Origin of the sequence: Azospirillum sp. CT11-132, from assembly GCF_047302835.1 — a bacterium.
In the GTDB taxonomy this organism is placed as follows: Bacteria; Pseudomonadota; Alphaproteobacteria; order Azospirillales; family Azospirillaceae; genus Azospirillum.
Map to the genome: position 1 here is coordinate 1,475,074 of NZ_JBGLZA010000003.1, position 24,649 is coordinate 1,499,722.

At 68.8% G+C, this 24,649-nt stretch carries 21 protein-coding genes and 1 other RNA gene; 21 read left to right on the forward strand and 1 reads right to left on the reverse strand.

Annotated features, from left to right (window positions below; all coding sequences use genetic code 11):
• The first annotated feature begins 12 nt into the window (after positions 1–12).
• From ACCD06_RS12695 to lpxC, 21 genes are all read left to right on the forward strand, one after another.
• Positions 13–705 carry an N-acetylmuramoyl-L-alanine amidase gene (locus ACCD06_RS12695; RefSeq protein ID WP_413341040.1) on the forward strand — a complete coding sequence of 231 codons (693 nt, stop codon included), beginning with the start codon at positions 13–15 and terminating at the stop codon, positions 703–705.
• Between the two features lie 69 nt (positions 706–774).
• Positions 775–1,371, forward strand: coding sequence for a Uma2 family endonuclease (locus ACCD06_RS12700; RefSeq protein WP_109073935.1), 597 nt, complete (start codon positions 775–777; stop codon positions 1,369–1,371).
• A gap of 72 nt (positions 1,372–1,443) precedes the next feature.
• Positions 1,444–1,845, forward strand: an RNA gene (rnpB, locus tag ACCD06_RS12705) — RNase P RNA component class A.
• Positions 1,846–2,613: 768 nt separating this feature from the next.
• Positions 2,614–3,060 (forward strand): division/cell wall cluster transcriptional repressor MraZ, encoded by a 447-nt coding sequence (locus ACCD06_RS12710; protein WP_014248340.1) that lies wholly within the window; start codon positions 2,614–2,616, stop codon positions 3,058–3,060.
• Positions 3,060–4,034, forward strand: coding sequence for a 16S rRNA (cytosine(1402)-N(4))-methyltransferase RsmH (gene rsmH / locus ACCD06_RS12715; protein ID WP_136705769.1), 975 nt, complete (start codon positions 3,060–3,062; stop codon positions 4,032–4,034). The genes ACCD06_RS12710 and rsmH overlap by 1 nt, the downstream gene beginning before the upstream one ends.
• The gene (locus ACCD06_RS12720) at positions 4,031–4,834 is read left to right on the forward strand and encodes a hypothetical protein (protein WP_413341043.1); all 804 of its coding nucleotides are present in this window, start codon (positions 4,031–4,033) and stop codon (positions 4,832–4,834) included. The genes rsmH and ACCD06_RS12720 overlap by 4 nt, the downstream gene beginning before the upstream one ends.
• Positions 4,831–6,702, forward strand: a complete 1,872-nt coding sequence (locus ACCD06_RS12725; protein WP_136704326.1) for a peptidoglycan D,D-transpeptidase FtsI family protein — start codon at positions 4,831–4,833, stop codon at positions 6,700–6,702. Before ACCD06_RS12720 ends, ACCD06_RS12725 begins: the two co-directional genes overlap by 4 nt.
• Positions 6,668–8,143, forward strand: a complete 1,476-nt coding sequence (locus ACCD06_RS12730) for a UDP-N-acetylmuramoyl-L-alanyl-D-glutamate--2,6-diaminopimelate ligase (RefSeq protein WP_413341045.1) — start codon at positions 6,668–6,670, stop codon at positions 8,141–8,143. Before ACCD06_RS12725 ends, ACCD06_RS12730 begins: the two co-directional genes overlap by 35 nt.
• On the forward strand, positions 8,140–9,639 hold the full coding sequence (locus ACCD06_RS12735; protein ID WP_413341047.1) for a UDP-N-acetylmuramoylalanyl-D-glutamyl-2,6-diaminopimelate--D-alanyl-D-alanine ligase: 1,500 nt from the start codon (positions 8,140–8,142) through the stop codon (positions 9,637–9,639). Before ACCD06_RS12730 ends, ACCD06_RS12735 begins: the two co-directional genes overlap by 4 nt.
• A 9-nt stretch (positions 9,640–9,648) precedes the next feature.
• The gene (mraY, locus tag ACCD06_RS12740; protein ID WP_109073941.1) at positions 9,649–10,734 is read left to right on the forward strand and encodes a phospho-N-acetylmuramoyl-pentapeptide-transferase; all 1,086 of its coding nucleotides are present in this window, start codon (positions 9,649–9,651) and stop codon (positions 10,732–10,734) included.
• Between the two features lie 13 nt (positions 10,735–10,747).
• The gene (gene murD, locus ACCD06_RS12745) at positions 10,748–12,169 is read left to right on the forward strand and encodes a UDP-N-acetylmuramoyl-L-alanine--D-glutamate ligase (RefSeq protein WP_413341050.1); all 1,422 of its coding nucleotides are present in this window, start codon (positions 10,748–10,750) and stop codon (positions 12,167–12,169) included.
• Positions 12,166–13,287: an FtsW/RodA/SpoVE family cell cycle protein gene (locus ACCD06_RS12750; protein ID WP_109073943.1), complete on the forward strand. Its 1,122-nt coding sequence runs from the start codon at positions 12,166–12,168 to the stop codon at positions 13,285–13,287. The genes murD and ACCD06_RS12750 overlap by 4 nt, the downstream gene beginning before the upstream one ends.
• On the forward strand, positions 13,284–14,561 hold the full coding sequence (murG, locus tag ACCD06_RS12755; RefSeq protein ID WP_413341052.1) for an undecaprenyldiphospho-muramoylpentapeptide beta-N-acetylglucosaminyltransferase: 1,278 nt from the start codon (positions 13,284–13,286) through the stop codon (positions 14,559–14,561). The genes ACCD06_RS12750 and murG overlap by 4 nt, the downstream gene beginning before the upstream one ends.
• A gap of 59 nt (positions 14,562–14,620) precedes the next feature.
• Complete coding sequence (locus ACCD06_RS12760; protein ID WP_246457781.1) at positions 14,621–14,806, forward strand: hypothetical protein; 186 nt, start codon at positions 14,621–14,623, stop codon at positions 14,804–14,806.
• A 7-nt stretch (positions 14,807–14,813) separates the two neighbouring features.
• Positions 14,814–16,232: a UDP-N-acetylmuramate--L-alanine ligase gene (murC, locus tag ACCD06_RS12765; protein ID WP_109073946.1), complete on the forward strand. Its 1,419-nt coding sequence runs from the start codon at positions 14,814–14,816 to the stop codon at positions 16,230–16,232.
• A gap of 14 nt (positions 16,233–16,246) precedes the next feature.
• Positions 16,247–17,191, forward strand: a complete 945-nt coding sequence (gene murB, locus ACCD06_RS12770) for a UDP-N-acetylmuramate dehydrogenase (RefSeq protein ID WP_413341055.1) — start codon at positions 16,247–16,249, stop codon at positions 17,189–17,191.
• Positions 17,188–18,135, forward strand: a complete 948-nt coding sequence (locus tag ACCD06_RS12775) for a D-alanine--D-alanine ligase (protein WP_109073948.1) — start codon at positions 17,188–17,190, stop codon at positions 18,133–18,135. Before murB ends, ACCD06_RS12775 begins: the two co-directional genes overlap by 4 nt.
• Positions 18,120–19,082 (forward strand): cell division protein FtsQ/DivIB, encoded by a 963-nt coding sequence (locus ACCD06_RS12780; protein ID WP_109073949.1) that lies wholly within the window; start codon positions 18,120–18,122, stop codon positions 19,080–19,082. The genes ACCD06_RS12775 and ACCD06_RS12780 overlap by 16 nt, the downstream gene beginning before the upstream one ends.
• A gap of 85 nt (positions 19,083–19,167) precedes the next feature.
• Complete coding sequence (ftsA, locus tag ACCD06_RS12785) at positions 19,168–20,442, forward strand: cell division protein FtsA (protein ID WP_109074075.1); 1,275 nt, start codon at positions 19,168–19,170, stop codon at positions 20,440–20,442.
• A gap of 125 nt (positions 20,443–20,567) precedes the next feature.
• Positions 20,568–22,505 (forward strand): cell division protein FtsZ, encoded by a 1,938-nt coding sequence (gene ftsZ, locus ACCD06_RS12790; protein WP_413341057.1) that lies wholly within the window; start codon positions 20,568–20,570, stop codon positions 22,503–22,505.
• 406 nt (positions 22,506–22,911) lie between these two features.
• Positions 22,912–23,847 carry a UDP-3-O-acyl-N-acetylglucosamine deacetylase gene (gene lpxC / locus ACCD06_RS12795; protein ID WP_413341059.1) on the forward strand — a complete coding sequence of 312 codons (936 nt, stop codon included), beginning with the start codon at positions 22,912–22,914 and terminating at the stop codon, positions 23,845–23,847.
• Between the two features lie 241 nt (positions 23,848–24,088).
• Here the strand turns inward: lpxC and ACCD06_RS12800 are convergent, their stop codons facing one another.
• Positions 24,089–24,508 carry a bacteriohemerythrin gene (locus ACCD06_RS12800; RefSeq protein WP_413341061.1) on the reverse strand — a complete coding sequence of 140 codons (420 nt, stop codon included), beginning with the start codon at positions 24,506–24,508 and terminating at the stop codon, positions 24,089–24,091.
• Positions 24,509–24,649: the final 141 nt, after the last annotated feature.

The following is a 24,649-nucleotide window of genomic DNA, read 5'->3' on the forward strand; positions in this document are numbered from 1 at the left end:
TAAGGTGCCGACATGAGCAGCTTCCGCCGGATCGACCGCCCCTCCCCCAACCACGGCCCGCGGGCCGATGGTTCACGGGTGGAGTTGCTGATCCTGCACTATACCGGCATGCCCACCGCCGCCCATGCGCTGGAGCGGCTGTGCGACCCGGCGGCCCAGGTCAGCGCCCATTACACGGTGGACGAGGACGGCACCATCTACACCCACGTTCCGGAGGACCGGCGCGCCTGGCATGCCGGCCGGTCGGGCTGGCGCGGCGCCGGGGACGTCAACAGCCGCTCCATCGGCGTCGAGATCGTCAATCCGGGCCACGAGTTCGGCTATCGCCCCTTTCCGCCGGCGCAGATGGCGGCGGTGGCCGAGCTATGCCAGGGCATCGTGAAGCGCCACGGGATCGCCCCCGCCGACGTGCTGGGCCACAGCGACGTGGCGCCCGCCCGCAAGGAGGATCCGGGCGAGCTGTTCGACTGGCCGGGCCTCGCCACCCAGGGAATCGGGATTTGGCCCACGCCGTCCCAGGCCGACGACGGCCCCTTCACCGATGCGGAGGTCGCCGCCCTGCTGGGACGCTATGGGTACGACCCGGCCGAACCGCGGGCTCTGCTGGCCTTCCAGCGCCATTTCCATCCCGAATGCCTGACCGGCGTCCCCGATCCCGAATCGGTGCGGCGCCTGCGCGCGCTGCTGCGGCTGACCGGACGGTGATGGCGTCTCGCCGAAGCGGGGCCGATCCCTTATATTAGGCACTCCGACCCAGTTGAGCGGGAGAGCGGCATGTCGTCCCTGGCGTACAAACGGATGAGCCTCGACGAGTTCCTGTCGTGGGACGATGGAACGCAGACCCGCTACGAACTGATCGACGGCGTGCCGGTGGCGATGGCGCCCAGCTATGGCGCCCACCAGATCGTTGCCGGGAACATCGCCCTGGAGATCGGCAGCGTTCTGCGCAAGCGCCCGCCCTGCCATGTCCGGTCCGAGGCCGGCATCCTAAAGCCCAACAGCTTCCGCAATTTCTTCCAGGCGGACCTTGCGGTCACCTGCACGCCACACCGGCACGGGCAGTACCACACGCCCGACCCGCTGGTGATCGTGGAGATCCTGTCGCGTTCAACCGAGGACCACGACCGCAGGGTGAAGCTGCCGGTCTACCGCTCCATCCCGTCGGTTCAGGAAATCCTGCTGGTGCAGAGCGAGTTCCTGTTCGTCGAGGTGCATCGCCGGTTGGACGGCAGCCGCTGGCAATGCGACCTGCTGGTGGAATCCGACGACGTGCTGCGGCTGGACAGCGTCGGCGTCGAGGTGCCGGTATCCGCGCTCTACGCCAATGTGGAATTGGGTCCGGAACCGTCGGACGTCGAACAGGCTCCCTGATCGAGCTTCCCTGATCCCCGGCTGCCATTTGGGATTTGCCCCCACGGCCGCTTCCCTATATGAACGACCGCGCCAGATGGCCGGATGGCCGCCTTCGGTTTCGACCGGGGGAGGAAAGTCCGGGCTCCACGGAAACACGGTGCCGGCTAACGGCCGGCGGGGGCGACCCTAGGGAAAGTGCCACAGAAAGCAAACCGCCGGCGTTTCGACGCAGGTAAGGGTGAAAGGGTGCGGTAAGAGCGCACCGCGGACCCGGCAACGGGGACGGCACGGTAAACCCCACCGGGAGCAAGACCGAATAGGAGCGGCCCGACCACCGTCCCCGCAACGGGATGGGCGTGGGTCAAGCGCGTTTCCGCGCCGCCGCTCGGGTTGGTCGCGCGAGGCGTCCGGGCAACCGGCGTCCCAGACGAATGGCCATCGCCTGCCCCTCGGGGCGGGACACAGAACCCGGCTTACAGGCCATCTGGCGCTTTTCCCATACCCTTTGCCCATTCCATCCCATTCCGGTGTCGCCGGTTGGGCGCATGATCCCATGGCGCCCCATGGTGGCACCCGTTTGCCCCCGCCCCGCCCGTTCGGATGGTCCGGCCTGGGACGGCATGGGCGGCCGTCCGCGTCATCCACAGGGCGGACGCCCCTTCTCCCCACGCTCCCCTCGCGGTTCGCCGGGCTTTTCCGCGGCCATCCCCAGGATGTGCACGGCCCCATCCACATTTTCCCCAGACTAATCCACAGCCGGTGGATAACTGTGGGGCGAATTCCCATGCCATCCCATGCCGGACCCGCCTTTCCCACCCAAGGTCCTATGCCGTCCGAGGGGGTCGATTCGGCCGGATGACAAACCATGGATTGATCACATTTTCTTAAAACTTTGGAACGTTCGACGAACGCGTGTGGATAACTTTATCCACATCGTGGGAGTCCAGCGAAATACTGCGAAGATTCTGAAAATTCGTACACCAACTTGCCTGGAAGCCACAGCCTGACCCAAAAGTCTTGACACCCCCGTCTGAATACTCGGGGGGCCGTTGACGCCCATGCCGTCCCATGCTATCCCAAGAATGCCCATTTAAGGGGGGCTCCTACCCATTTTGGTTAACACCGGGGGCGGGGGCTGAATGGGCCAAGCGGGGCTAGCGCGGGGCACCCGACCGCGCATGGGGGATAGCAGGGGGGACCACCGGGCCTATGGCCGTTTTCCTGTCCACATACGTCAACAAAGTTGACAGGAAAGGGCGTGTGTCCATCCCGGCACAGTTCAGGCAGTCGCTTGCCAAGACGTCGGCTCCCAGCACCGTCTACCTCTGGCCTTCGCTGAACCACCAAGCGCTGGAAGGCGCCGACCAGGACTATCTCGACGTCCTCTCCGAGAGCCTCGAATCCCCTGACCTCGATGCCGACGAGCGCGACATGATCGAGACCTTCATCTTCGGAAAGCTGATCCCCGTCTCCTCCGACGCCGAAGGCCGCATCGTCCTGCCCAAGGAGCTGGCGGAGTTCGCCGGCATCACCGAGGAGGCCGCCTTCATCGGCCGCCGCAAGACCTTCCAGATCTGGGAACCCGACGCGCTGAAGGCCCACGAGGCCGCGCTTCGCGAGCAGGTCGTGCGCAAGGACATCTCGCTCAGCCAGATCGTCGCCAAGGCCTCCCGCGGCGCCGCCAGCCGGAGCGGGGAGGGCGCATGATGACCGACACCCGCATCCATATTCCCGTCCTGCTGGACGAGGTGATCGCCGCGCTGTCCCCGCGCGACGGCGGCCTCTATGTCGACGGCACCTTCGGCGCCGGCGGCTACAGCCGCGCCCTGCTGCGGTCGGCCTCCTGCCGCGTGATCGGCATCGACCGCGACCCCGCGGCGATCGAGCGCGGCCGTGCCCTGGCCCAGGAATTTCCCGGCCGGCTCGAGGTGATCGAGGGCCGCTTCGGCGACATGGACACGCTGCTGGCGGACCATGGCGTCGACAAGGTCGACGGCGTGGCGCTCGACGTCGGCGTCTCCTCCCCCCAGATCGACGAGCCGGAGCGCGGGTTCTCCTTCCGCTTCGACGGCCCGCTCGACATGCGGATGGGACGGGATGGGCCGACCGCCGCCGACGTGGTCAACAGCGCCGACGAGGCGGAGCTGGCCGACATCATCTATCACCTGGGTGAGGAACGGATGGCGCGCCGCGTCGCCCGCGCCATCGTCGCCGCCCGCCGCGAGGCGCCGATCGAGCGCACGGCGCGGCTGGCCGACATCATCCGCTCGGTGGTGCCGAAGGGGAAGGGCGACGGGATCGACCCGGCGACCCGGACCTTCCAGGCGCTGCGCATCCATGTGAACGACGAATTGGGCGAGTTGCGGCGCGGCCTGTCCGCCGCCGAGTCGCTGCTGGCGCCCGGCGGGCGACTGGCCGTCGTCTCCTTCCATTCGCTGGAGGACCGCGAGGTCAAGGCGTTCCTGCGGGAACGCTCCTCGCCGCCGCCCTCCCCGTCCCGCCATACGCCCGTGACCGCGGTCGCGGCGCATCATCCATCCTTCCGCCTGCTCTCCCGGAAACCCGTGGACCCGAGCGAGGCCGAAGCCCGCAACAACCCCCGCGCCCGGTCCGCCCGGCTGCGCGCGGCTGAACGTACCGAGGCGCCCGCGTTCCCGGCGCCCGGCAAGGAGGCAGCATGAAAGGCAAGACCTGGCTGTTCTGGGGCGGCCTGATCGCGGCCGCCGGTGGCGTGCTGTTCCAGACCAGCTACGACGTCCAGGATCTTGAGGAGAAGCTCGCCGGGCTGAACCGCAAGATCATTCAGGAACAGGAGTCCATCCAGGTCCTGAAGGCCGAGTGGAGCTACCTGAACGACCCGACCAAGCTGGAACAGATGGCGCAGGCCTATCTGGCGCTGCAGCCCAGCGAGCCGCGCCAGTACATGGCGATGGACATGATCCCCATGCGCCCGGGTGACGCTGTCCAGCCGCCTGCCCAGACGAACCCTGCCCCGCTGCCGCCGATGGTGCGCGCGCCCGGCACCGGCGCCCCGCAGGTCGCCGCCGCCCGCATCCCCGCCGCTCCCAACAACAATGCCGCCGCCGGAATTGTTCCGGTCAGCCTGCCGGCCGGTGCGGCCCTGGCGAAGCCGCTGCCGATGGACAAGGCGCTGGAACGCGCGCCGGTCGTCGTGCCCGCCTCCCTGCCCTCCGCCGGCGGTCTGGCCGACCCGTCGCGCGGCGCGCGGATCAAGCCCGCCGCCCTGGTGCCCGGCTCCGCCCGCGCGCCGGCGGAGAAGGCGCCCGACCGCGCCGCCGGCAAGCTTGCGCCCAACGCGCCGACCGCGCGCCCGACCGAACTGGCGGCCCGCCCGACTCCGCCGGCACCGGCACCGGCTGTGGCGCCTAAGGCTGCCGCTGCTGCGGCCCAGCAGCCCTACCAGCCCAAGCCGACCGACAGCCTCGGGCTGCTCGTTGCGCGCCTGGGGGCCAATCGATGAACGGTCACGACCACGGCGGCCCGGCCGGCTACGGCCAGCCCGGCGCCAGCACTGGCAGCACCTATGTGCCGCCGCCGGCGCCCTCGCCCTTTCCCCCGTCGCCCCAGCAGCAGTCCGCCAAGCCGCGGACCTCGCTGGCGGTTGCGCTGGAACAGAGCCGTTACCGCCTGATGGTGACGGCTGCCGTGGTCACGACCGTCTTCACCGCGATCAGCGTCAAGCTGGCGATGGCCACCCTGTTCGCGGGCGGCGGCGAACCGCGCCAGCATGTGGCGCTGGAACTGGACAACACCACCACCAACCGCGCCGACATCCTCGACCGCAACGGCAACCTGCTGGCGACCTCGCTGGTCACCCAGTCGCTCTACGCCGACCCCAAGCTGGTGTCGCGCCCGGAAGAGGCCGCGCAGAAGCTGGTCAGCGTCCTGCCAGAGCTTGATTACAAGGATGTCCTGGGCAAGCTGGTCGGCGACCGCCGATTCGTCTGGCTGAAGCGCAACCTGACGCCGAAGCAGCAGGCCGCCGTCCATCGGCTGGGCATTCCCGGCATCGCGTTCGAGCGGGAGGAGCGCCGCTTCTACCCCGCCGGCCCGCTGACCTCCCACGTCGTCGGCTTCACCGGCATCGACAACAACGGCCTTGCCGGCATGGAGCAGGGCTTCAACAAGCGGCTGACCGAGGATCCGGGAACGCCACTGCAGCTCTCCATCGACCTTCGGTTGCAGCATGTCCTGAAGAAGGAACTGGCCGCCACGGTGCAGGAGTTCAGCGCCATCGGTGCCGCCGGCATCGTCTTCGACGTGCGCAACGGCGAAGTGCTGGCGATGGTGTCGCTGCCCGATTTCGACCCGCAGGACCCGACCGGCCTGAACCCCGACACGCTGTTCAACCGGGCGACGCTCGGCGTGTACGAGATGGGCTCGACCTTCAAGATTTTCAACTCCGCGTTGGCCTTCGACAGCGGCAAGATCCGGGTGTCGGACATGTTCGACGCAGCCCACCCGATCAAGATCGGCCGCTTTACCATCAACGACTACCACAACCTGCACCGCGCCCTGACGGTGGCGGAAGTGTTCCAGCACTCCTCCAACCTCGGCTCCGTGCGCATGGTGCAGCAGGTGGGCGTGGCGGCGCAGAAGGCCTTCATGACCAAGATGGGCTTCACCAAGCCCACCGGTCTGGAGCTACCGGAAAGCGGCTGGCCGCTGGTGCCGAATCCGTGGCGCGAGGTCAACAGCTACACCATCTCCTTCGGCCATGGCATCTCGGTCAGCCCGATGCACACGGTGGCCGCCGCCGCGTCCGTCATCAACGGTGGTCTCTTTCACAAGCCGACGCTGCTGAAGCGCAAGGCGGCCGACGAGATCCCGACCGAACAGGTGGTGTCGCGTCAGACCTCCGACATGATGCGACGCATGTTCCGCTTCGTGGTCACCGAGGGCACCGGCAAGTCGGCGGAAGTCAAGGGCTATGTCGTCGGTGGAAAAACCGGCACCGCCGACAAGCAGAAGGGGCGGCATTACCAGAAGAACTCGCGCATGTCGTCGTTCCTGGGCGCCTTCCCGATGAACGATCCGCGCTACATCGTCTATGTGCTGGTGGACGAACCCAAGGCCACGGCCAAGACCTACGGCTACGCCACCGGCGGCTGGGTCGCCGCCCCGGCGGTGGGCCGCATCGTAAAGCAGATCGGCCCGTTGCTGAACACGCCGATGGTGGACGAGAACGCGCCGGAAATCCTGAACTCCACCTACCTGAACGCCGCCGGTTCCACCAACTGGCAGCAGACCATGCCCTCCGTCACCGCCCCACCCCCGTCGAAGGGAAGCACCGTTGCGTCTTTCCCAACTCAGACCAAACCGCGCTGACGCCACCGCCGGCGCTGCCGACCCCGACATCGCCGGGCTGACCGCCGACAGCCGCGCGGTCAGGCCCGGCTTTGTCTTTGCCGCCCTGCCCGGCGTGAAGGCCGACGGGCGCACCTTCATCGCCGATGCGCTCGCAAAGGGCGCCGCCGCCGTGCTGGCGCCCGAGGGCACCGAACTGCCCGCCGGCTCCACCGCCGTCCTGCTGACCGATCCGCAACCGCGCCTTGCCTTCGCGCGCATGGCCGCCGCCTTCCATGGCGGGCGCCAGCCGGAGACGGTGGTGGCGGTGACCGGCACCAACGGCAAGACCTCCACCGTTCAGTTCGCCGCCCAGATCTGGACCCGGCTCGGCCTGCCCGCCGGCAGCCTGGGCACGCTGGGCCTGCTCGGCCCCGGCCTGCATGGCTATGGCGGGATGACGACTCCGGACCCGGTGTCGCTGCACCGCGACCTCGCCGCCGCCAAGGACGCCGGCATCGACCATCTGGCGATGGAGGCGTCGAGCCACGGGCTGGAGCAGTTCCGGTTGGACGGCGTGGCGATCAAGGCCGCCGGCTTCACCAACCTGACGCTGGACCATCTGGACTATCACGGCACGATGGAGGCGTACCGCGACGCCAAGGCGATGCTGTTCGACCGGGTCCTGCCGCCGGGCGCCGTCGCGGTGCTGAACGCCGACTCTCCGGAATTTCAACATTTTGCCACCATTTGTAACCACCGTGGTCACCGCGTCCTGTCCTATGGTCTGGCCGGCATCGAGCTTCGGGTGACCGGGGTGGAGCCGCTGGCCCATGGCCAGCGCCTCGCCCTATCCGTGCTCGGCCGCGACGTGACGGTGGACCTGCCGCTGGCGGGTCGCTTCCAGGCCTGGAACGTGCTCTGCGCGCTGGGCCTGGTCATCGGTTCCGGCTGTGAGGCCGGGCGGGCGCTGGCCACGCTTTCCTCCCTGGAAGGCGTGCCGGGCCGGTTGCAGCATGTCGCGACCCACCCCAATGGGGCGACGGTCTACGTCGATTACGCCCACACGCCCGACGCGCTGGAAACGGTGCTGCGGGCGCTGAAGCCGCATGCCGCGCGCCATCTGGTGACGGTGTTCGGCTGCGGCGGCGACCGTGACCGCAGCAAGCGGCCGGTGATGGGAGCGCTGGCGGCCAGACTGGCCGACCGTGCCATCGTCACCGACGACAACCCGCGCACCGAGGATCCCGCCTTCGTGCGGAGCGAGGTGCTGGCCGGGGCCACCGGGGAACTGGCCGGCCGGCTGGAGGAGATCGGCGACCGGGCCGAGGCGATCCGCACCGCGGTGCGGCAGCTTCAGCCCGGCGACGTGCTGGTCATCGCCGGCAAGGGCCATGAACAGGGACAAACGATCGGCACCGAGGTGCGTCCGTTCGACGATGCGGACGAGGCCCGGAAAGCCGTAGCGGAGGTTGGAGCATGAGTGCGGAGAAGACGGTCCTCTGGACTGCGGCGGACGCGGCGGACGCCACCGGCGGGCGTCTGGCCGGCCCGTCCGCCTGGACCGCCACCGGCGTCACCATCGACAGCCGCAAGGTGGCGCCGGGCGACCTGTTCGTCGCCATCCGCGGACCGAATTTCGACGGGCACGCCTTCGTCGGCGCCGCGCTGGCCGCCGGGGCCGCCGCGGCGCTGGTCGACCATCTGCCTGATGGTTTGCCCGATGACGCTCCGCTGTTGATCGTCCCGGTCGACACACTGGAAGCGATGGCGGCGCTGGGCAAGGTCGCGCGGGCACGCTGCGGCGCGCGCTTCGTCGGCGTCACCGGCTCGGTCGGCAAGACCGGCACCAAGGAGACGCTGCGCCACGTCCTGTCGGCGCAAGGGTCGACCTATGCCACCGAAGGCAGCCTGAACAACCATTGGGGCGTGCCGCTGTCGCTCGCCCGCCTGCCCGCCGATTGCGCCTATGGCGTGTTCGAGCTGGGGATGAACCACGCCGGCGAACTCGGCCCCCTGTCCCAACAGGTCAAGCCGCATGTCGCCATCATCACCACGGTCGAGGCGGCGCATCTGGAATTCTTCTCCGGCGTCGAGGCCATCGCCGACGCCAAGGCCGAGATCTTCGAAGGGCTGGACGCGGACGGCGTCGCCGTGCTGAACCGCGACAACGGGCAATATGCCCGGCTGGCCGCCGCCGCGCGCCGCCGTGGCCTGACCGACATCTGGAGCTTCGGCACCCATGAGGAGGCCGACGCCCGGCTGGTCGACTGTTCGCTGCACGCCACCTGCAGCGCGGTGACCGCGGTCATCCGCGGCGAGCGGCTGCAATATTGCCTGTCGCTGCCGGGCAAGCACTGGGTGATGAACAGCCTCGCGGTGCTGCTGGCGGTGAAGGCGCTGGGCGCCGACGTTGCCGCCGCCGCCCGGTCGCTGTCCAGCCTGCAGCCGGTCAAGGGCCGCGGCACCCGCAAGCGCATCCAGCTGCCGCAGGGCGCCTTCACCCTGATCGACGAAAGCTACAACGCCAGCCCGGCCGCCATGACGGCGACGCTGGAGGTGCTGGGCAAGATCGACCCCGGCGCCGGCGGCCGGCGCATCGCCGTGCTGGGCGACATGCGCGAGCTGGGCGACCGCGCCGACACGCTGCACATCGCGCTGGCCGAGCCGCTGCGCGCCGCGCAGGTGGACGCCGTCTATGCCTGCGGGCCGCACATGAAGGCGCTGTTCGACCGCCTGCCGGCGGCGATGCGCGGCGCTTGGACCGAGACCAGCGTGGAGCTGGCCCCCATCGTGACCGGGACCGTAAAAGGCGGCGACGTTATCATGGTCAAGGGGTCCCTGGGCAGTCGTACAGGTCTGATCGTCGATGCGCTCGCGGCACTCGACAGCGGGCGCGAAAGCGAGGACAAAGCCGCCTCCCGAACCACCAACCAGCCACAGGCGGCGGCGCAGTCCGCGCAGGCGCCGCGAGGCTGACGGACCCAAATGCTCTACAACCTCCTCTTCGGTCTGGCCGACGTCTTCACGCCGTTCAACCTGTTCCGGTATCTCACCTTCCGGACCGGCGGCGCCGTGCTGACGTCGCTGGTCATGAGCTTCGTGTTCTTCCCGCGCCTGATCGCCTGGCTGAAGCGCAAGCAGGGTGAAGGCCAGCCCATCCGCGCCGACGGCCCGGAGACCCATTTCAAGAAGAAGGGCACGCCCACCATGGGCGGCCTGATGATCCTGATCGCGATGACGGTCAGCACCCTGCTGTGGGCCGACCTGACCAACGCCTACATCTGGATCGTCCTGCTGGTGACCATCGGCTATGGCCTGATCGGCTTCGGCGACGATTACCTGAAGCTGACCAAGCGCAACACCAAGGGCCTGTCCGGCCGCTTCCGCCTGGGCTGGGAGATCACCATCGGGCTGGTCGCTTCGGCGCTGATCATGTGGGTATCGGCCCCGCCGCTTTCGGGCGGCGTCGCGGTTCCCTTCGTCAAGGATTTCCTGATCCAGCTGTCCTGGTTCTTCGTGCCCTTCGGCGCCTTCATCATGGTCGGCGCCTCGAACTCGGTGAACCTGACCGATGGGCTGGACGGTCTGGCCATCGTGCCGACGATGATCGCGGCCGGCTGCTTCGCCCTGATCTCCTACCTCTCCGGCAACGCGATCTTCGCCAACTACCTGCAGATCCATCATGTGCCGGGTTCCGGCGAGCTGACGATCTTCTGCGGGGCGCTGATCGGCGCCGGCATCGGCTTCCTCTGGTACAACGCCCCGCCGGCGATGGTCTTCATGGGCGACACCGGGTCGCTGTCGCTGGGCGGTGCGCTGGGTGCGGTCAGCGTGGTGACCAAGCACGAGATCGTGCTCGCCATCATCGGCGGCCTGTTCGTGCTGGAGACGGTGTCGGTGATCGTGCAGGTCGCTTCTTTCAAGCTGACCGGCAAGCGAGTCTTCCGCATGGCCCCGCTGCACCATCACTTCGAGAAAAAAGGCTGGGCCGAACCGACGGTGGTGATCCGCTTCTGGATCATCGCCTCGATCCTGGCGCTGGTCGGCCTGTCCACGCTGAAGCTGCGCTGAGGGGGGACCGGCGATGATCGACCTGTTCTACATGCAGGAGCTGCCCGTCGCGGTGATGGGGCTGGGCAAGTCCGGTCTCGCCACCGCCCGCGCGTTGCGCGACAGCGGCGCCGAGGTGCGGGTGTGGGACGACAACCCCGCCTCCCGCGCCGCCGCGGAGGCGGAGGGCTTCGCCGTCGTCGATCTCGCCACCGCCGATCTATCGGACCTGACCACCATCGTCTGGTCGCCCGGCATCCCCCACACTTTCCCCAAGCCGCATCCGGTGGCGGAGCGTGCCCGCGCGCTGGGGATCGAGCTGATCTGCGACATCGAACTGCTGGGCCGGGCGGAGCGCGACTGCGCCTTCATCGGCATCACCGGCACCAACGGCAAATCGACCACCACCACGCTGGTCGGCCACATCCTGGCCGCCGCCGGGCGCAAGGCCGCCGTCGGCGGCAACCTCGGCACGCCGGTGCTGACCTTCGACCCCATCGGGTCTGGCAACACCTGCGTGCTGGAGATGTCGAGCTACCAGCTGGAGCTGACCCACTCCATCACCTTCGACATCGCGGTCCTGCTGAACATCACGCCCGACCATCTCGCTCGCCATGGCGGGATGGAGGGCTATGTCGCCGCGAAGAAGCTGATCTTCCATCGCCAGACCTGGCCGCGCACCGCGGTGATCGGGGTGGACGACGAGCATTGCCGGAAAATCCACGCCGACCTCGCCGCCGCCGGCGACCAGCGCGTGTGGCCGATCTCGGCCCGGGGGCCGGTGGCGGGCGGCGTCTATGCCACCGACGGCTGGCTGGTCGACGACACCGACGGCGAGGCGGTGCGCGTGGCGGAGTTGTCGGCGCTGCCGACCCTGCTGGGCGCCCACAACTGGCAGAATGCCGCCGCCGCCTTCGCCACCTGCAAGGCCGCCGGCCTGCCGGTGGCGGCCATCGTCGCGGCGATGGCGACCTTCCCCGGCCTCGCCCACCGGCAGCAGCTGGTCGGCACGCTGGAGGGTGTGCGCTTCGTCAACGACAGCAAGGCGACCAACGCCGACGCCACGGAAAAGGCGCTGGCGACCTTCGATCCGATCTATTGGATCCTCGGCGGACAGGCCAAGGACACCGGCCTTAACGGGCTTGAGGGCTATATGGGCCGCGTGCGCCACGCCTTCCTGATCGGCGAGGCGCAGGAACAATTCGCCGCATGGCTCGATGCGCAGGGCGTTGCCTATACACGCTGCGGAACGCTGGATGTCGCGACCGCGAAGGCGGCCGGGATGGCGCTGGCGGAGCGGCTGGAGGGCGCCTGCGTGCTGCTGTCGCCGGCCTGCGCGTCGTGGGACCAGTTCGCCAATTTCGAGAAGCGCGGCGACGCCTTCGCGGCCTATGTCGCGAACATCGTTTCCGCGCATGAGAACACCGGGACCGGTACCAGCGGAGGCGTTGCATGATCACCTTCGACCGCACCGACCAATCGATCTTCGGCCGCTGGTGGTGGACCGTCGACCGCTGGCAGCTGGGCGCCGTCGCCCTGCTGATGTTCCTCGGGACCGTCCTGATCACTGCGGCCAGCCCGCCGGTAGCCGAGCGCATCGGTATCCAGGACACCTTCTATTTCGTCGAACGCCACGTGATGATGCTGATCCCGGCGATCATCATCATGGTCGGCGTCTCGCTGCTCAGCCCTCGCGGCGTGCGGCGGGTGGCGCTGGGGGTGTTCCTGATCTCGGTGGTGCTGGTCTACGCCACGCTGGTCGTGGGCGTGGAGATCAAGGGCGCCCGCCGCTGGATCCATGTCCCCGGCCTGTCGATCCAGCCGTCGGAGTTCGTGAAGCCGGCCTTCGCCGTGGTCGCGGCCTGGCTGTTCTCGCTGTCGCGCACCAATCCGGGCTTCCCTGGCGCGCTGGTGTCGATGGTGCTGTACGGCGTCACCATGGTCGGCCTGATCCTGCAGCCCGATTTGGGCATGACCTTCGTCGTCTCCGCCGTCTGGTTCACCCAGTTCTTCCTGGCCGGGCTGAACCTCGTGCTGGTGATGGGGCTGGGCGGCTTGGGTATCGTCGGACTGGTCGGCGCCTATTACACGCTGCCGCACGTCACCAGCCGCATTGACCGCTTCCTCGACCCGCATGCCGGCGACAATTACCAGGTCAATCGTTCGCTGGAGGCCTTCGCCAACGGCGGCCTGATGGGAACCGGCCCCGGTCAGGGCACGGTGAAGTTCTATCTGCCTGACAGCCACGCCGACTTCATCTTCGCGGTCGCCGGCGAAGAACTGGGGCTGATTTTCTGCTTGGGATTGGTGGTGCTGTTCGCCTTTGTCGTGCTGCGTGGATTCGCCCGCATCTTCAACGACAACAACTACTTCGTCCTGCTGGCCGCCGCCGGTCTTCTGATCCAGTTCGGGCTTCAGGCGGCGATCAACATGGGTTCGTCCTTGCATCTTATGCCGACCAAGGGCATGACCCTGCCGTTCATCTCTTACGGCGGCTCCTCGCTGCTCGCTCTCGGGTTCGGCATGGGCATGGTTCTGGCTTTGACACGCAAACGCTTCGGCCCCCTGGAATGAGGAGGCCGACGGACTTGAGCGCGACGACCCTCGACGCGAACGCCAACAAAGTGATCGTGCTGGCCGCCGGCGGCACCGGCGGACACATGTTTCCGGCCGAAGCGCTGGCGCGCGAGCTGCTGTCCCGCGGCCGCGCGGTGACGCTGGTCACCGACAAGCGCGGCCACGCCTTTGGTGAAAATCTGCCGGAGGTGCCGGTCCACCGCATCCGCGCCGCCTCCCCCGGTGCCGGCATCGTCGGCAAGCTGAAGGCAGCCCTGCAGATGGGTCTCGGCCTGCTGGAGGCGCGGGCGCTGATGCGCCGGCTCGATCCCGCCGCGGTCGTCGGTTTCGGCGGCTACCCGTCCGTGCCCACCGTCTATGCCGCCATCCAGTCCAAAGTGCCGGCCCTGCTGCACGAACAGAATGCCGTGCTGGGCCGCGCCAACCGGATGCTGATCGCCGGGGCCAGCCGCATCGCCGTCGCCTTCCCCGGCATCGAGAAGCTGGGCGAGGCGCAGCGCGCCAAGATCGTCCGCACCGGCAACCCGGTACGCCCGGCGGTCGCCGCCCGCCGCCTCTCCCCGTACGAGGCGCCCGGCGCCGCCGGCCCGATCCGCCTGCTGGTGATGGGCGGCAGCCAGGGTGCCCGCGTCTTTTCCGAGGTGATCCCCGCAGCGCTCGCCCTGCTGCCGGAGGAGATGCGCGCCCGCATCCATCTGGCGCAGCAGTGCCGTCCGGAAGACCTGGAAGCCGCCCGCGACGCGCTGGAGCCGCTGGGCCTCGCCCGGCTGGAGTTGCAGACCTTCTTCCGCGACGTGCCGGAGCGGCTGGCCGCCTGCCACCTAGCCGTGACCCGCGCCGGCGCCTCCACCATCGCCGAGCTGACCTGCGTCGGCCGTCCGGCGATCCTGGTGCCCTACCCGCACGCCACCGACGACCACCAGACCGCCAACGCCCGCCATCTCGCCGAGGCCGGCGCCGCCTGGCTCGTGCCGCAGCCCTCCTTCACCGCCCAGGCCCTGGCCGAGCGGCTGTCCTCCCTGCTGGCCGACCCGCAGGCGCTCGCAGCATCGGCGCGGGCCGCCCACGAGTGGGGCACCGCCGACGCAGCCACTGCGCTGGCCGACGCCGTGCTGGCGATGCTGGACGGCGGGCGAGCCGCCCGCACCGACCACACCGATCCCGTCAAGACCGATCCGAAGCAGACCGATCCAAGCCTGACCGACCACGACCAATCCCACAACGCCCGGCGGTCCGCCGCCGGCGCCAGCGCCAAGGGGGCCGCGGAATGATCAAAGCCAGGACTCTGACCAGACCGACGCCCCGTCCGCTGCAGGACTGGCCGGCGGACATGACTCGGACCGAGGGCGGCTGGTACAACCGTCCGGGCTGTCCGCTGGTGCCGCGCTTCCTCGCCGAAGGCGGCTTCCTGCGTGACCGCCTGTCGATGATCCACGGATCGCAGCCCCTCCCCGACGACCTGTCCGATGCGGCGGTCGACGCCACCCTTCGCCTGATGCTTCGCCGCGGAAAGTAAGCCTGACATGCGCGCCCTCCCCCTCTCGATCGGCACCATCCACTTCGTCGGCATCGGCGGCATCGGCATGAGCGGCATCGCCGAGGTGCTGCGGAACCTGGGCTATACCGTCCAGGGTTCCGACCTCGCCGAGAACGCCAACGTCAAGCGCCTGCGCGAACTGGGCATCAAGGTGTTCGTCGGCCATCGCGGCGAGAACATCGCCGGCGCCGCCGTGGTCGTCGTCTCCTCCGCCGTCAAGCGCGACAATCCGGAGGTGGTGGCCGCCCGCGCCGCCCTGGTGCCGGTGGTCCGCCGCGCCGAGATGCTGGGCGAGCTGATGCGCCTGAAATGGGCCATCGCCATCGGCGGCACCCATGGCAAGACCACGACCACCTCGATGGTCGGCCACATGCTGGAGCATGCCAACCTCGACCCCACCGTCATCAACGGCGGCATCATCAACGCCTACGGCTCCAACACCCGGCTCGGCACCGGCGACTGGATGGTGGTGGAGGCGGACGAGAGCGACGGCACCTTCGTGAAGCTGCCGGCCTGCATCGCCGTCGTCACCAACATGGATCCGGAGCATCTGGACTTCTACGGCACCTTCGACAACGCGCGCGCCGCCTTCGACAGCTTCGTCCAGAACATTCCCTTCTACGGCTTCGCCGCGCTGTGCATCGACCATCCCGAGGTGCAGGCGATGATCCCCCGCGTGTCGGACCGCCGCATCGTCACCTACGGCTTCTCGCCGCAGGCCGACATCCGCGCGGTCAACGTGGAACTGGGTCCCGACGGCGCCAAGTACGACGTGCTGATCTACGACCGCCACACCGGCGAGAGCCGCGCCATCGCCGGCGTGCGCCTGCCGATGTACGGGCCGCACAATGTCCAGAACTCGCTGGCCTGCTTCGCCGTCGGCAACGAGATGGGCCTGCCCGACGTGGTGATGCGCGACAGCATGGCCAAGTTCCAGGGCGTGAAGCGCCGCTTCACCAAGACCGGCGAGGCCAACGGCATCACCGTCATCGACGATTACGGCCACCACCCGGTGGAAATCGCCGCGGTGCTGAAGGCCGCGCGCACCGCCGGCACCGGCCGCACCATCGCCGTGGTCCAGCCGCACCGCTACTCCCGCCTCGCCGCCCTGTTCGAGGAGTTCTGCACCTGCTTCAACGACGCCGACGCCGTGATCGTCGCCGACGTCTATGCCGCCGGTGAGACGCCGATCGAGGGCGTCAGCCGCGACAGCCTGGTGGAGGGCCTGCGCATGCACGGCCACCGCCATGTCGTGGCCCTGCAGAACCAGCAGGAACTGGCGCAGGTCGTGCGCGAGATGGCGCGGCCCGGCGACTTCGTCGTCTGCCTGGGCGCCGGCAACATCACCCAGTGGGCGAACGCCCTGCCGGGCGAGCTGACCGCCCTCTATGGCGCCACGCGATGACGGCAGCGCCCCGCATGAGCCCGGCAGACGGCCACCTGCCCAACGGCCATCTGATGACACGGATGCCCGCCGTGCGCGGCCGGCTGACCGCCGACGCTGCGCTGGCGCCGGTGACGTGGTTCCGCGTCGGCGGCCCGGCCGAGGTGATGTTCCGCCCGGCCGACGCCGACGACCTCGCCGACTTCCTGGCCGCCCTGCCGGCCGAGGTGCCGGTGACGGTGATCGGCGTCGCCTCCAACCTGCTGGTGCGGGACGGCGGCGTGCCGGGCGTCACCATCCGGCTCGGCCGCGGCTTCACCGACATCGCCGCAGACGGGATGAGTTTGACGGCGGGGGCCGCGGCACTCGACCTGAATGTCGCCATGGTCGCCCGCGACGCCGGGATCGCCGGGCTGGAGTTCCTCTCCGGCATCCCCGGCACCATTGGCGGTGCGCTGCGCATGAACGGCGGCGCCTATGGCCGCGAGCTGGCCGATGTGCTGGTCTCCGCCACCGCGGTGGCGCGCGACGGCCGGCGGCTGGAGTTCAGCCATGCCAGCATGGGCTTCACCTACCGCCACAGCGCGGCGCCGGAAGACTGCATCTTCACCGGCGCCGTCCTGCGCGGCGAGCCCGGCAACCCGCTGGAGATCGCGCGCCGCATGGCCGAGATCTCCGACAAGCGCGCCGACAGCCAGCCGGTCCGCTCCCGCACCGGCGGTTCGACCTTCAAGAATCCGGAAGGCCACAAGGCCTGGGAGTTGATCGACAAGGCCGGCTGCCGCGGCCTGTCCATCGGCGACGCCCAGGTGTCGGAAAAGCACTGCAACTTCCTGATCAACAACGGCACGGCCACCGCCGCCCAGCTGGAAGCGCTGGGCGAGGAGGTCCGCCGCCGCGTGTTCGAGACCAGCGGCGTCACGCTGGAGTGGGAAATCAAGCGCATCGGCGTTCCCGCCGCCGAAGGAGCCGCCCAATGACCGAAGCCCTGCTCCACGCCCACAAGAAGCATGTCGCCGTCCTGATGGGCGGCTGGTCGGCCGAGCGCGAGGTGTCGCTGGTCAGCGGGGCCGGCGTCGCCAAGGCGCTGGAGGAGGAAGGCTACCGCGTCACCGCCGTCGACGTGCAGCGCGACCTGGGCGGGCTGATGAACGCCCTGAGTAACCCGCGCCCCGACGTGGTGTTCAACGCCCTGCACGGCCGCGGCGGCGAGGACGGGACCATCCAGGGCGTGCTGGAGTTCCTCGGCCTGCCCTACACCCATTCGGGCGTCCAGGCCGCGGCCATCGCCATGGACAAGGCGATGACCAAGCGGGTGCTGGACACCGTCGGCATCCGCTCCCCCAAAGGCATGGTGCTGTCCCGCGGGGAAATCACCGGCGGTACCCACCCCATGCCGGCGCCCTATATCGTCAAGCCTGTGGACGAAGGCTCGACCGTTGGCGTAACCCTGGTCCGCGAGGGGCAGAACAGCCCGGTCGGCGATGCGTGGACCTTTGGCGAGCGCGCGCTGATCGAGGAGTTCATCCCCGGTCGCGAGCTGACCGTGGGCGTCATGGGTGACCGCGCTTTGGCGGTGACCGAGATCGTCTTTCAGGCTCAGGTCTACGACTACACCGCGAAATACAGCGCCGGCCACGCCGTCCACACCATCCCCGCCGCGGTTCCCGAGGCGGTGGCGGAAGAAGCGAAGCGGCTGGCGGTGCTTGCGCACCACACCCTGGGCTGCCGGGGCGTGTCGCGCAGCGACTTCCGCTGGGATGACAGCCGGCCGGGAACGGACGGTCTGTACTTCCTGGAGATCAACAACCAGCCGGGCATGACGCCCCTGTCGCTGGTGCCCGAACAGGCCGCGCATGTGGGGATCACCTACGGCGCGCTGGTCGGCTGGCTCGTGGAGAACGCCGCATGTCAGCTCGCCTGATGGCCGACCCGGATTTTCGCGCCGCCGCCGCCGGTGCGCGCGCCCGGGACGAGATGCCGACCCCGCCGCGCGCCATGGCCGCGTCGGCGCAGAAAGGCAAGCGGCGCCGCGCCTGGCCGCGCTGGACCCGCTCCGCCGTCAAGGCGGCGCTGCTGCTGGTGCCGGTGCTGGGGCTGACCGCCGCCGCCGGCTCCGCCTGGAAGCGCGGCACCCTGGCCGACACGCTGGAGGCGGCGCAGGACAGCGTCATCCGGCTGACCGGTGACCTGGGCTTCCGCCTGTCGGAGATCCTGGTGGTCGGCCGCAGCGAGACGGAGCGCGACGCCGTGCTCGACGCGCTGGGCGTGCGCCGGGGCGAGCCGATCCTGTCGATCGATCTGGCCGACGCCAAGCAGCGGCTGGAGGAGCTGCCCTGGGTGTCGTCGGCCTCCATCGAGCGGCGGCTGCCCGGCTTCCTCTATATCCAGCTTTCCGAACGCCAGCCGATGGCGATCTGGCAGCATGACCGTCAGTTCACCGTCATCGACCGCGCCGGCCGCCCGCTGGCCGACGCGGCGGAACTGGCGCGCCGCGGCAACCAGCGGATCGAGACTCTGCCGCAGGTGATCGGCGCCAATGCTCCGCAGCAGGTCCACACCCTGCTGTCGGCGCTGGATGGTGCGCCGACCATCGCACCGATGCTGTCCTCGGCCAGCTGGATCAGCGACCGCCGCTGGAACCTGCAACTCAGCAACGGCGTGACGGTGAAGCTGCCGGAAGGCACCGCCGACATGCGCCGCGCCCTGCGCCAGCTGGAGCAGATGCAGACGGCCAGCCGGGTGCTGGACCGCGACATCGTCGCCATCGACATGCGCCTGCAGGACCGCGCCGCGATCCAGACGTCGTCCACCGCCCAGCTTCCGGGCTGGGACGACGATACGAAGAAGAAGAACGGCAAGAAATCATAAGGCCGGTCGGCGGCAGGCTCTTGTGGGGAAGCGCTTATCGCCGGCAGACAAGAGTTGAAGGGAAGTCTTGGGGGGCATGTTCGGGATGGGATTCAACGGTGCCAAGAAGCCGAAGCGGCCGGCCCGTGGCGGGATCGTCACGGCGCTGGACGTCGGCTCGACGAAGGTGTGCTGCGTCATCGCGCGGATGGAGGAACCCGGCTCCCTCCGCGTGATCGGCGTCGGCCACCAGATCGCCACGGGCATCCGCGCCGGGACCATCATCGACATGGAGGCGGCGGAGACCTCGATCGGCGCCGCCGTGCATGCCGCCGAGCAGATGGCCGGCGAGACTGTGCACGACGTCGTCATCAACCTGTCGATGGGCAACCCCCGCTCCCACGCCTTCACCGCCACCGTCCCGGTTTCCGGCCAGGAGGTGACGGAGGGCGACATCCGCCGCGCCATGGCCCATGCCCGCACCCTGCAGGCCGGCCCCGATCAGGCGCTGATCCACACCATCCCGCTGAGCTTCACCCTGGACGGCATCCGCGGCATCCGTGATCCCAAGGGGATGAGCGGCCATACGCTGGGCACCCAGCTGCATGTGGTCACGGCGGCCAAGGGCGCCATTCTCACGCTGGGCGCCTGCGTCGGGCGCTGCCATCTGCATGTCGAATCCGTCGTGGTCAGCCCCTTCGCCTCCGGCCTCGCCTGTCTGGTGGAGGACGAGATGGAGATGGGCGCCGCCTGCGTCGACATCGGCGGCGGCGGCACCACAATCTCGATCTTCGCCGAGGGCAATCTGGTGTGGACCGGCTTCGTGCCGCTCGGCGGACGCCACGTCACCAACGACATCGCCCACGGCCTGACCACGCCGCTGTCCCATGCCGAACGGCTGAAAGTCCTCTACGGCAGCGCCCGGGTGAACCCGGCCGACGAGCGCGAGATGATCGAGGTGCCGCAGATCGGCGAGGACGAGCGCAGCGGCAGCGGCACCGCCAGCCACCCGCGCTCCTTCCTGGTCAGCATCATCCAGGCGCGGATGGAAGAGATTTTCGAAGAGGTGCGCAGCGCCATCGAGCAGTCGGGCCATTCCAAGCTGGTCGGCCGTCGCGTCGTGCTGACCGGCGGCGCCAGCCAGCTGCCCAACACGCGCGACATGGCCGCCCCCATCCTGGACAAGCAGGTCCGCATCGCCCGTCCCACCCGGATCGCCGGCCTCAACGAGGCGCATGGCGGACCGGCCTTCTCGACGGTGGCGGGCCTTCTCCTACATGCCGTCCGCAATCCGACGGAGCTGATGGTGACCGGCCAAGAGGCGGTCGCGTCAACCGGGCTCCTCGGCCGCGTCGGCCTGTGGCTGCGGGAGAATCTGTAGATGACTCTCCCCGCCGCCGCCATTCACCGATTCCCGATCGGACAGACACCGGACACAACCGGGCGCCGGTCGCGGCATATCAAACATCAAACCCAACGAAAACAGGTTGTGGAGGCCTGAATAGAATGATCAACGTGACCATCCCCCAGATCGAGCCCGAGTTGAAGCCGCGCATCACCGTGTTCGGCGTCGGCGGCGCCGGCGGCAATGCCGTCAACAACATGATCAAGTCGAACCTGGAAGGCGTTGACTTCGTCGTCGGCAACACCGACGCGCAGGCGCTGAAGGGTTCCTTGTGCGAAAAGCGCATCCAGCTCGGCACGGGCACCACCCGCGGCCTGGGCGCCGGCTCCAAGCCGGATGTCGGCCGCGCGTCGGCCGAGGAGCAGATCGACGAGATCGTCCAGTATCTCGAAGGCTCCAACATGGTGTTCATCACCGCCGGCATGGGCGGCGGCACCGGCACCGGTGCGGCACCGGTCATCGCGCGCGCGGCCCGCGAGCGCGGCATCCTGACCGTCGGCGTCGTCACCAAGCCCTTCCATTTCGAGGGCGGCCATCGCATGCGGCTGGCGGAAGGCGGCATCGCCGAACTGCAGCAGTATGTCGACACCCTCATCATCATCCCGAACCAGAACCTGTTCCGCATCGCCAACGAGAAGACGACCTTCGCGGATGCCTTCAAGATGGCCGACGACGTTCTGCATTCGGGCGTGCGCGGCGTCACCGACCTGATGGTAATGCCCGGCCTGATCAACCTGGATTTCGCCGACATCCGGTCCGTCATGACCGAGATGGGCAAGGCGATGATGGGCACCGGCGAGGCCGGCGGCGAGCGCCGCGCCATCGAGGCCGCCGAGGCCGCCATCTCCAACCCGCTGCTGGACGACGTGTCGATGAAGGGTGCCCGCGGCGTCCTCATCAACATCACCGGCGGCTACGACATGACCCTGTTCGAGGTCGACGAGGCGGCCAACCGCGTCCGTGACGAGGTCGATCCCGACGCCAACATCATCTTCGGCTCGACCTTCGACAGCTCGCTGGACGGCGTGATGCGCGTGTCGGTCGTCGCCACCGGCATCGACGCCGCGGCGATGAGCAACCCGCGCACCCTGCATCCGGTCAACCTGTCGCTGGTCCCCGGCGACCGCGCCAAGAAGCCGGCCGCTCCCGGCAACCTGACCGGCGCCCCGGCTCCGGCCGCCGCCCAGGCCTCGGCCATCCCCAGCGCCGCAGCCGGTCTGCGCACGCCGCAGCCGGTCACCGCCGGTGCCGCCGCCATCCAGCACGACCCGGCCCAGCAGCAGCCGGCCCACCCGCAGGCCGCCCAGCAGCATGCGGAGGCGCCGAAGCCGGCGGCCGGTCCGCTGCATGGCGAGAACCAGGGCGGCCACTTCTTCGCGCCCAAGCCGGCCGATGCCCCGCGCCAGCCGATGACCGTCGGTGCCGCGCCGCTGTCGACCCCGCAGCAGCCGGCTCCCCAGCAGCACGCCCCCCAGGCGCCGCAGATGCAGGGCCATCAACAGCCGCATCAGCATCAGCCGCAGCAGCCCGCTCCGATGGCCGCTCCGCAGCACCACCATGCCCCGCAGGGTCATCAGCAGCACCCCGGCGGCCTGTCCGTCGGTCCGGCCCCGGCCCCCGCGCCGGAACCGGCGCCGGCCCGCAAGGGCAACTTCCTGTTCGGTCTGGTGACCGGCCTCGGCCGCAAGTCCGAACCGGCGCACCCGCCGGCGCCCCAGCCCGTGCATCAGCCGGCCCCCCAGGCCTACCAGCCGCAGCAGGCTCCGCAGGCCTATCAGCCCGCGCCCCAGAGCTATCCGCAGCAGCAGCCGACCTATCCGCAGCAGCCGCAGGCTCCCCACCAGGGCTACCCGGCGGGCCAGTATCCCGCGGCCCCGCAGCAGCCGCCGGTCTACCCGCCGCAGCAGAGCGCTCCGCAGCAGGCTCCGGGCTATCCGGCCGCTCCGCAGCCGCAGGCTCCGGCCCCGCGGGTGGATGCCAAGCCGGGTGAGCAGGAGGAACTGGACATCCCGGCCTTCCTGCGCCGTCAGGCCAACTGAGCGGACGGACCGACCCGGACGTGAACCGACCTTGGCCGCCGGACCTTTTCCGGCGGCCGGCCGATCCCGGCGAAAGCCGGAGATAACCGCCGTCGCCGCAGCCTCCTAATCGCGGCGCCGGCGGCTCCACAACCTGACCGAACCTTTCGGACCCCGGTGGCGCCCTCGTGCGTCTCCGGGGATTTTTTGTTGCCTTTTTCATGCGGGGCTAAGCTGATTGCTTGTATTGCGCACCACTTTTGCCCTGCAACAAACGGTAACAATGAGTGATTTGCCGATTTCCAACCTCGGGTGTTACCTATCAGCATGGTCGAAAGCGAACGCCGCCGACGTGATGATCTTCCAAGATCTTGCGGCGCGGCATTGCTGGGAACCTCTCCTTCACGACCAAGATGGAAAAGACATCGTGGCCAACAATCGCAGCAACGCGGACGGAATGTTCCAGCAGACCCTGAAGAAGTCGGTGACCATCGCCGGCGTCGGGCTGCATTCGGGCGTCATCGTCACGCTGACGATTTCGCCGGCCGATGCGAATTCCGGGATCACCTTCCTGCGCACCGATCTTCGTGGGGCCGCCGCCGTCATTCCGGCGCGCTGGGACACGGTGGTCGACACCCGCCTGTGCACCGTGATCGGCAACGAGCATGGCACCACCGTCGGCACGATCGAGCATCTGATGTCCGCGCTGGCCGGCTGCGGCATCGACAACGCCATCGTGTCGCTGGACGGCATCGAGGTGCCGATCATGGACGGCAGCGCCGCCCCCTTCGTCGCCGCCATCGAGCAGGCCGGCATCGCCGTGCAGAAGTCGCCCCGCCGCATCATCCGCATCCTGAAGCCGGTCGTCATCGGCGACGGCGTCAAGAGCGCGTCCTTCACGCCCGACGACGCCACCAGCTACAGCTTCGAGATCGACTTCGACAGCGCCGCCATCTCCCGTCAGGCCCGCGCGCTGGAGATCGACCCGGACAGCTTCAAGGACGAGATCAGCCGCGCCCGCACCTTCGGCTTCCTGCATGAGGTCGAGGGGCTGCGCAAGATGGGCCTCGCCCGCGGCGGCTCGCTGGACAACGCGGTGGTCATCTCCGGTGACACGGTGATGAACGCCGAGGGCCTGCGCTTCAAGGACGAGTTCGTCCGCCACAAGATCCTGGACGCCGTCGGCGACCTGTATCTGGCCGGCGCGCCGATCGTCGGTCATTTCCACGGCGTGCGCTCCGGCCACGCGCTGAACAACCAGCTGCTGCGCGCTCTGTTCGCCGACCGCAGCGCCTGGCGTTACGAGACGGCGGTGTCGCTGCCGGTCGCGCGCTGCGGCCTGGAGCAACTGGCGGTCGCCTGATCGCCACCGTCTTTCCTGAATGTCTGCCCCTGCCCTCCCCCACCGGGGAGGGCTTTTTCTTTGCGCGCAACTCCCCTCCCCTGCCGACATGGTGAGTCACGCAAAAGAAAAGCGCCCTCCCCTCTCGGAGCGGGCGCCGCGCGCAAATTCGGATAGCTTGCAGGTTTGTGAGTTGTTTCAGTATTTTAGGTAATTTTCTTTATGCGAAACTTTAGGCGGGTGGGAGACGGACCAGCCTCCCCTATTCCGCCACCGCCATCTCCGCCTCATTGCCGGCATACTCACCGAAGCGGGTGTCTTCCTTCAGGATGTGCTTGCCCAGCCAGTCGGAGCAGAACAGGAACACCTCCTCGCCACTGATCCGGCCGCCATCGGCGCGGAAATCGTCGCGGTAGCTTTCGACCTGCCGGGTCAGCCGGTCGTGCAGGGCCTTGTGCGCGGCGAAGGTCGGATAGTTCAGCCGCTCCATCTGCGCCTCCTCCTCCGCGAAATGATGGCGGGTGTAGGCGATCAGCTCGTTGAGGATGGCTTCGATGAGAGCGGGGTCCTGGCGGTTGGCCTCATCATACAGCTTGTTGACGATGGCGATCAGGACGCGGTGATCCTCGTCCAGCGCGTCGTTGCCCACGCTCATCCAGCGCGACCACTGAATTGGCTCCATGGCGTTTCCTTCGTCCCCCGTTTGCTCGGCACCGGGTGGGCGGGTGCGGGCGTTGACCGCCCGTCGGCACCGCCCTCCGCTGGAGGAGCGGGCCACCTGCCCGGCATGGTTTCGCTTTTCCTATAAGCGTTGTCTGATTTC